The sequence below is a fragment of the Streptomyces sp. NPDC056503 genome, assembly GCF_042794995.1.
Taxonomy (GTDB): domain Bacteria; phylum Actinomycetota; class Actinomycetes; order Streptomycetales; family Streptomycetaceae; genus Streptomyces.
Genome location: NZ_JBHTST010000233.1, coordinates 1 through 5,716, shown reverse-complemented (window position 1 = coordinate 5,716; position 5,716 = coordinate 1). Strand labels below are relative to the sequence as shown.

The window sequence follows — 5,716 nt, the reverse complement described above, 5'->3', positions numbered from 1 at the left end:
CAGGTCCTTCACCGTGCAGCCGGCGCGGTGAAGGACGCCGTCGCGCTTTTCCGGGGCGCGCTAGAGTCGACGCCGATCCGCGGGCGCCCGCCCACGGCCGGCCAGGGAGCGAAGCGTGCTCATCCCCCACGACACCCGGATCGCCCTCGACACCGTCGTCGATCTGATGAACACCGCCGCCCAGGGCGACCGTGAGGACACGCTCGCGGACCTGGACGCGCTGGGCGTGTTCGTCCGCGAGCACCGGGTCAGCGGCGTGGGCGAGCTGGACGCCGAGGACCTGCGGGCCGTCCGCGAGGTGCGCGACCGCTTCACCGCCGTCTTCACCGCGCCCGACGCCCGGATCGCCGCCCCGCTGATCAACCAGCTGGTGGCCGCGGCGGGCACCACCCCGCAGCTCACCGACCACGACGGCTACGACTGGCACGTGCACTACTTCGCGCCGGGCGCCTCGGTCGCCGACCACCTCGCCGCCGACTGCGGGATGGCGCTCGCCTTCATCGTGGTCTCGGGCGAGCGCGAGCGGCTGCGGCGGTGCGAGGCGCCGGACTGCGGCCGGGCCTTCGTCGACCTCTCCCGCAACCGCTCCCGCCGCTACTGCGACAGCCGCACCTGCGGCAACCGTCTGCACGTGGCCGCCTACCGGGCCCGCCGCAAGGAAGCCGCCGGGTAGCGGCCGCCCGCGCACGCAGAGGTCCTCCGAGCACGCAGAAGGTCGTCAGAGCACGTAGAGGTCGTGCAGGGCCGCCATCAGGAGCAGGGCCCCGATCACCGTCAGGAAGATCATCAGCGGCGGCTGCGACAGCGCGAAGAGACAGCCCCTCGGCTCGTCGACCGGGGGGTCGGCGGCGGCAACGGACTCGGCGGAGGCGGGGGCGGGTTCCCGCGAGGTATCCAGCATCTCGGGGGGATGATCGCGCACCCGAGACCCGGAAAGGCCGGAAACAGCCCCACGACGGGGTGGTTCATCCCTTCCCGTGGATCTCCGGATCACCGCCGGTCGTGGCCCGGCAGGCAACGGCCAGAAGCGGTCAGATTCCGTGCTTCTTCAGAATCGCCTCGATGTCGCTGAAGTCCTCGGCGTCCCCGCCGCGGGCGGGCGTGCCCGACGCGGGACGGGTGAGGGCCTCGCGGGCCGAGGCGGAGGCCGGGGCCGAGGCGCCGGGCGCGACCGCCCCGGGCCGTGCTCCCCCGTCCGTCGCCTTCCGGCCACCCCGGCGGCGCTCGACGCCACGGGTCGTCAGCAGGAGCAGCCAGGCCGCGCCGAGCACGCCGAAGCCGGCCCAGGCGACCGGGCTGAAGACGGTGTCGAAGGCCCACTCGACGGCGCCGGTCATCACCAGGCCCAGCGGGACGAGCGACCAGCCGGCGATCCGCGCCGCGCTCAGGTACTTCTTCCGGTAGGCCGTGATCGCGGCGATGCCCAGGCCCGCCGCGGACACCGCGGAGAAGATGGTCTCGGCGAGCATGCGGTCCTCCAGGTCCCGGGTGATACGTCCCTTCCATCCTGCACCGACCCACCCGCCGGAGGCCACGCCCCGGGCCCCGTCTCAGGGAGATCTCCGGGTCGTCCCGGACGGGATCTCCTCCTCAGGTGCCGGTGCGGTGCCGGTGCGGGCCCGGTGCGGTGCCGATGCGGGCCCGGGGCGGGCCGGCTGGAAGACTGCCGTTCATGACTGACTCCACCACCGCACCCTCCCCCGTCGTCCTGGAGGCGTGGTTCGACCTCCAGTGCCCCGACTGCTTCCAGGCCCTCGACGACGTCCACGCCCTGCGCGAGAAGTACGGCGACCGGCTCGACGTACAGCTGCGCCACTTCCCGCTGGCCAAGCACAAGCACGCCTACGCCGCCGCCCAGGCCGCCGAGGAGGCGGCCGACCAGGGGCAGGGCTGGGCCTACGCGGAGGCGCTGCTCGCCAGGACCGCCGACCTCGACGACCGGGGCGAGCCGGTGCTCCTGGAGGTGGCGGCCGGACTCGGCCTGGACGCCGAGGAGTTCGACACGGCGCTGATCGACGGCCGGCACCTGCTCACGGTCGACGCCGACCAGGCCGAGGGCCAGGCGCTCAAGGTCACCGGCACCCCGACCTACGTCATCGACGGCGAGCGCCTCGACGGCGGCAAGAGCCAGGAGGGGCTGCGGGCCCGGATCGAGGAGATCGCCGACCGTCTCCTGGCCGGCTGACCTCCCGCTCCGCCCGACGGCTCAGAGCAGCGGCTTGGCGCTGTTGACGTGGGTCGTGCGGTAGCCGAGCGACTCGTACAGCCGGAGCGCCGGGGTGTTGCCCGCGAAGACGTGGAGTCCGAGCAGGCGCTCCCCGGCCTCCCGCGTCACGCGCTCGGCCACCAGCATCAGCGCCCGGCCGTACCCCTCGCCGCGCCGCTCCGCGCCGACCTCGATGTCGTAGACGTACCCGGCGCTCACGCCGGGCTCCAGCTCCCGCACCCCGGTCCAGACGTGGCCGACGACCCGCCCGTCGGCGACGGCGACGTGGATCGCCGTGCCGGGGCTGGCGAGCCCCTGGGGCAGCAGCTCCCGGTGGCTGGCCTCCGCCTTGGCGCGGGCCTGCTCCTCGGGGACGCCCCGGTCGGTCCAGCTGCGCGCGAAGGCCTCCTTGGCCCCGGTCTCCCAGGCCGTGAACTCCTCCTCGGTCATCGACCGCACCACGATGCCGGGCGGCGGGGCGGACGCGTCCCCCGCGAGCTCCTTCAGCATGTTCCGGCTGCGCTCGGTGTAGCCGAGCGCGCGGGCCAGGGCGAGGGCGGCCGTGGCCTCGGCGGGGACGGATATCGTCACGTCCGAGCACCCCCAGCCGCGCAGCACCTCCTCGGCGGCGAGCGCCGCCACCGTGCCGCGCCCCCGGCCCCGGTCCGGCTCGTCGACCCGCAGGCCTTCGACCATCCCCGCCGCGGCTCCGAAGTTCGGATCGGTGGCGACGCGGACGGAACCGACCCGGCGGCTGTTCACGCAGATGTCGTAGGTGCGCGAACGGCCGCCGTCGGCGGAGTGCTGAAGCGGCTCGGTCGGCCGCAGGGTGGTGGTCATCAGGGGTGTTCTACCCATCCGGGAGACCCCCGTCATCCCGATTTCAGCCGAGGCGCGGGTCCCGGTCGGCGGCGGCCCGCTCCTCGAAGACCCGCATGGCCTTGGCGGTCACCGGGCCGGGGGCCGCGGCGAGTTCGCGCCCGTCGACGCGGTGGACGGCCTGGACGTCCCGCAGCGTGGAGGTGAGGAAGACCTCCTCGGCGGTCTCCAGGACGTCGAGCGGCAGGTCGGTCTCGACGGCGCCGGTCCACTCGACGGCCAGCGCGCGGGTGATCCCGGCGAGGCAGCCGGAGGAGACGGGCGGGGTGTGGATCCGGCCGTCGAGCACGACGAAGACGTTGGAGCCGGTGCCCTCGCAGAGCCGGCCGACGGTGTTGCCGAAGAGGGCCTCGGTCGCGCCGGCCTCCTTCGCCCGGGCCAGGGCGACGACGTTCTCCGCGTACGAGGTGGTCTTCAGGCCCGTGAGGGCGCCGCGCTCGTTGCGGGTCCAGGGGACGGTGACCACGGCGGTGGTGTCGGGGCGGCGGGAGGTCTCGCCGACGGCCACGACGAGGCTGGCGCCGGCGTCGCCGCGCTCCGAGCCGAGCGGGGAGAGGCCGCCGGTGTAGGTGATCCGGAGCCGGCCGAGCTCCGTCGGGTTGGCCGCGAGGACGGCGGCGCAGGCCCGGCGGACCTCGTCGAGGTCCGGGTCGGGCAGCCCGAGGCCACGGGCGGAGCGGGTGAGACGCTCCAGGTGGAGGGTGAGAGCGAACGTTTCGCCGCGCTCGACCTTGACCGTCTCGAAGATGCCGTCGCCGACGGTCAGCCCGTGGTCCAGGACGGAGACCCGGGCGGTCTCCTCGTCGTGCAGTCCGCCGTTGACCCAGAGTTTCATCGCGAGATGGCCTTTCCGCTCGCCCCTGGGACGTCGGTGTCCCGGGCGCCTGACTCGTAGGCGCCCGACGCTATCGCGACCAGCCGGGCCGCCTTCAGCTCGGTCTCCTCCCACTCCCGCTCCGGGTCGGAACCCCAGGTGATCCCGGCGCCGGTGCCGAAGCGCAGGACGCCGGCCGGGCGGTCGACCCAGAAGGTGCGGATGCCGACGGCCAGCTCGCCGTGACCGCTGTCGGCGTCCACCCAGCCGACGCCCCCGCAGTACGGACCGCGGGGCGCGGTCTCCAGGGCCTCGATGATCCGCAGCGCGGAGGACTTGGGGGCGCCGGTGACGGAGCCGGGCGGGAAGGTGGCGTCGAGCAGCTCGGGCCAGCCCGCGTCCTCGCGCAGCACGCCGCTGACGGTCGAGACGAGGTGGACCAGGCCCGGGTGCTCCTCGACGTCGCAGAGGGCGGGGACGGCGACGGAGCCGGTCTCGCAGACGCGGCCGAGGTCGTTGCGGACCAGGTCCACGATCATCACGTTCTCGGCGTGGTCCTTGGGCAGGAGGTCGGCGGCGGTCCTGCCGGTGCCCTTGATGGGGCCCGAGGAGACCCGGCCGCCCTCGCGCCGCAGGTACAGCTCGGGCGAGGCGGTGGCTATCTCCACGCCGTGCGCCGGCAGGCGGATCGTTCCGGCGTACGGGGCGGGGTTGCCGGCCGCGAGCAGCGCGGTGAGGGCGTCGACGTCGGCGCCGGCCGGATCGGGCAGCGGCGCGCTCATCACCCGGCAGAGGTTCGCCTGGTAGACCTCGCCGCGCGCGATGTGCTCGCGCACCTTCCGCACGCCGGCGGTGTACGCGGCGCGGTCGAGCGACGACGTCCAGTCGCCGGGGCGGGGTCCCGCCCACGCGCCGGGTACGGCGGCGGGCACCGGCGCCCTGCGGACGTCTCCGAAGCGGGCGCAGGTGAGCCGGCCCTCGAAGTCGGCGCAGACGGCCCAGAAGCCGGTGGAGTCGAGTGCCTCGGGATCGTTGGTGACGTCCCGGAGGTCGGTCGCGACGAGGCCGCCGAAGCGGGCCAGGGGAGCAAGGTCGTACACGCAACGAGTCTAGGTCGGCGCGCCCCGGAGCACGGGGCGCGCGGGCGCCGGGGCTCCCCGCGACCGCGGGGGCACGGCGGGTGAACACCGTTCGAACCCTCCGGGAGCCCCCGCCGGGCGCGCCGAAGGGCGTGCAGGTCAGCACGCTGCGGAAACGCGTTTTTGTACTGGCCCGGGAATCCGCTAGAGTTCAACACGTCGCCGGGACGCGCAAGCGGACCGGAACCGACAAGCGGACGTGGCTCAGTTGGTAGAGCATCACCTTGCCAAGGTGAGGGTCGCGAGTTCGAATCTCGTCGTCCGCTCGATGTGGGGGATCTTCCCGAACCCCCGTATTCACTCCTGGTGGAGTGGCCGAGAGGCGAGGCAACGGCCTGCAAAGCCGTCTACACGGGTTCAAATCCCGTCTCCACCTCCAAGGACGATTAGCTCAGCGGGAGAGCGCTTCCCTGACACGGAAGAGGTCACTGGTTCAATCCCAGTATCGTCCACTGGGCCTTCGGGCCCTGATCTTCGGATCCCCGCGCGATTAGCTCAGCGGGAGAGCGCTTCCCTGACACGGAAGAGGTCACTGGTTCAATCCCAGTATCGCGCACCACGACTCACGCACCCCCGGGTGCGTCCCGCGCGATTAGCTCAGCGGGAGAGCGCTTCCCTGACACGGAAGAGGTCACTGGTTCAATCCCAGTATCGCGCACCACGACTCACGCACCCCCG

The 5,716-nt window shown here is 73.4% G+C and carries 7 protein-coding genes and 5 tRNA genes; 7 read left to right on the top strand and 5 right to left on the bottom strand.

Features of this window, described 5'->3' with window-relative positions; all coding sequences use genetic code 11:
* Positions 1 to 115 precede the first annotated feature (115 nt).
* Positions 116 to 673 carry a CGNR zinc finger domain-containing protein gene (locus ACFQ8C_RS36250; RefSeq protein WP_383466117.1) on the top strand — a complete coding sequence of 186 codons (558 nt, stop codon included), beginning with the start codon at positions 116 to 118 and terminating at the stop codon, positions 671 to 673.
* A gap of 45 nt (positions 674 to 718) precedes the next feature.
* Here ACFQ8C_RS36250 and ACFQ8C_RS36245 read toward each other — a convergent pair whose 3' ends face one another.
* Both ACFQ8C_RS36245 and ACFQ8C_RS36240 read right to left on the bottom strand, forming a co-directional pair.
* Positions 719 to 901 (bottom strand): hypothetical protein, encoded by a 183-nt coding sequence (locus ACFQ8C_RS36245; protein WP_383466115.1) that lies wholly within the window; start codon positions 899 to 901, stop codon positions 719 to 721.
* Between the two features lie 130 nt (positions 902 to 1,031).
* Positions 1,032 to 1,469 carry a hypothetical protein gene (locus tag ACFQ8C_RS36240; RefSeq protein ID WP_383466113.1) on the bottom strand — a complete coding sequence of 146 codons (438 nt, stop codon included), beginning with the start codon at positions 1,467 to 1,469 and terminating at the stop codon, positions 1,032 to 1,034.
* Between the two features lie 203 nt (positions 1,470 to 1,672).
* Between ACFQ8C_RS36240 and ACFQ8C_RS36235 the strand changes: the two genes are divergently transcribed.
* Complete coding sequence (locus tag ACFQ8C_RS36235; protein WP_383466112.1) at positions 1,673 to 2,185, top strand: DsbA family protein; 513 nt, start codon at positions 1,673 to 1,675, stop codon at positions 2,183 to 2,185.
* A 21-nt stretch (positions 2,186 to 2,206) separates the two neighbouring features.
* Here the strand turns inward: ACFQ8C_RS36235 and ACFQ8C_RS36230 are convergent, their stop codons facing one another.
* From ACFQ8C_RS36230 to ACFQ8C_RS36220, 3 genes are read right to left on the bottom strand one after another with little or no spacing between them, the layout of a single operon-like run.
* Positions 2,207 to 3,046: a GNAT family N-acetyltransferase gene (locus tag ACFQ8C_RS36230; protein WP_383466110.1), complete on the bottom strand. Its 840-nt coding sequence runs from the start codon at positions 3,044 to 3,046 to the stop codon at positions 2,207 to 2,209.
* A 43-nt stretch (positions 3,047 to 3,089) separates the two neighbouring features.
* Positions 3,090 to 3,920, bottom strand: a complete 831-nt coding sequence (locus ACFQ8C_RS36225) for an aminotransferase class IV (protein ID WP_383466108.1) — start codon at positions 3,918 to 3,920, stop codon at positions 3,090 to 3,092.
* Entirely contained in the window at positions 3,917 to 4,999 is a 1,083-nt protein-coding gene (locus ACFQ8C_RS36220) for a chorismate-binding protein (protein ID WP_383466106.1), read from the bottom strand. The genes ACFQ8C_RS36225 and ACFQ8C_RS36220 overlap by 4 nt, the downstream gene beginning before the upstream one ends.
* Positions 5,000 to 5,231: 232 nt before the next feature.
* Here ACFQ8C_RS36220 and ACFQ8C_RS36215 point away from each other — a divergent pair.
* The 5 genes from ACFQ8C_RS36215 (at position 5,232) to ACFQ8C_RS36195 (ending at position 5,699) form a co-directional block, all read left to right on the top strand.
* A tRNA-Gly gene (locus ACFQ8C_RS36215) sits at positions 5,232 to 5,304 on the top strand.
* Between the two features lie 39 nt (positions 5,305 to 5,343).
* Positions 5,344 to 5,417, top strand: a tRNA-Cys gene (locus tag ACFQ8C_RS36210).
* A 1-nt stretch (position 5,418) separates the two neighbouring features.
* Positions 5,419 to 5,490: transfer RNA gene (locus tag ACFQ8C_RS36205), tRNA-Val, on the top strand.
* Positions 5,491 to 5,522: 32 nt separating this feature from the next.
* A tRNA-Val gene (locus ACFQ8C_RS36200) sits at positions 5,523 to 5,597 on the top strand.
* A gap of 27 nt (positions 5,598 to 5,624) precedes the next feature.
* Positions 5,625 to 5,699 (top strand) — tRNA-Val (locus ACFQ8C_RS36195).
* Positions 5,700 to 5,716: the final 17 nt, after the last annotated feature.

Coding starts and splice junctions, on each gene's coding strand:
- ACFQ8C_RS36245 (WP_383466115.1), bottom strand. CDS start 901: ATGCTGGATACCTCGCGGGAACCCGCCCCCGCCTCCGCCGAGTCCGTT.
- ACFQ8C_RS36235 (WP_383466112.1), top strand. CDS start 1,673: ATGACTGACTCCACCACCGCACCCTCCCCCGTCGTCCTGGAGGCGTGG.
- ACFQ8C_RS36225 (WP_383466108.1), bottom strand. CDS start 3,920: ATGAAACTCTGGGTCAACGGCGGACTGCACGACGAGGAGACCGCCCGG.
- ACFQ8C_RS36240 (WP_383466113.1), bottom strand. CDS start 1,469: ATGCTCGCCGAGACCATCTTCTCCGCGGTGTCCGCGGCGGGCCTGGGC.
- ACFQ8C_RS36230 (WP_383466110.1), bottom strand. CDS start 3,046: ATGACCACCACCCTGCGGCCGACCGAGCCGCTTCAGCACTCCGCCGAC.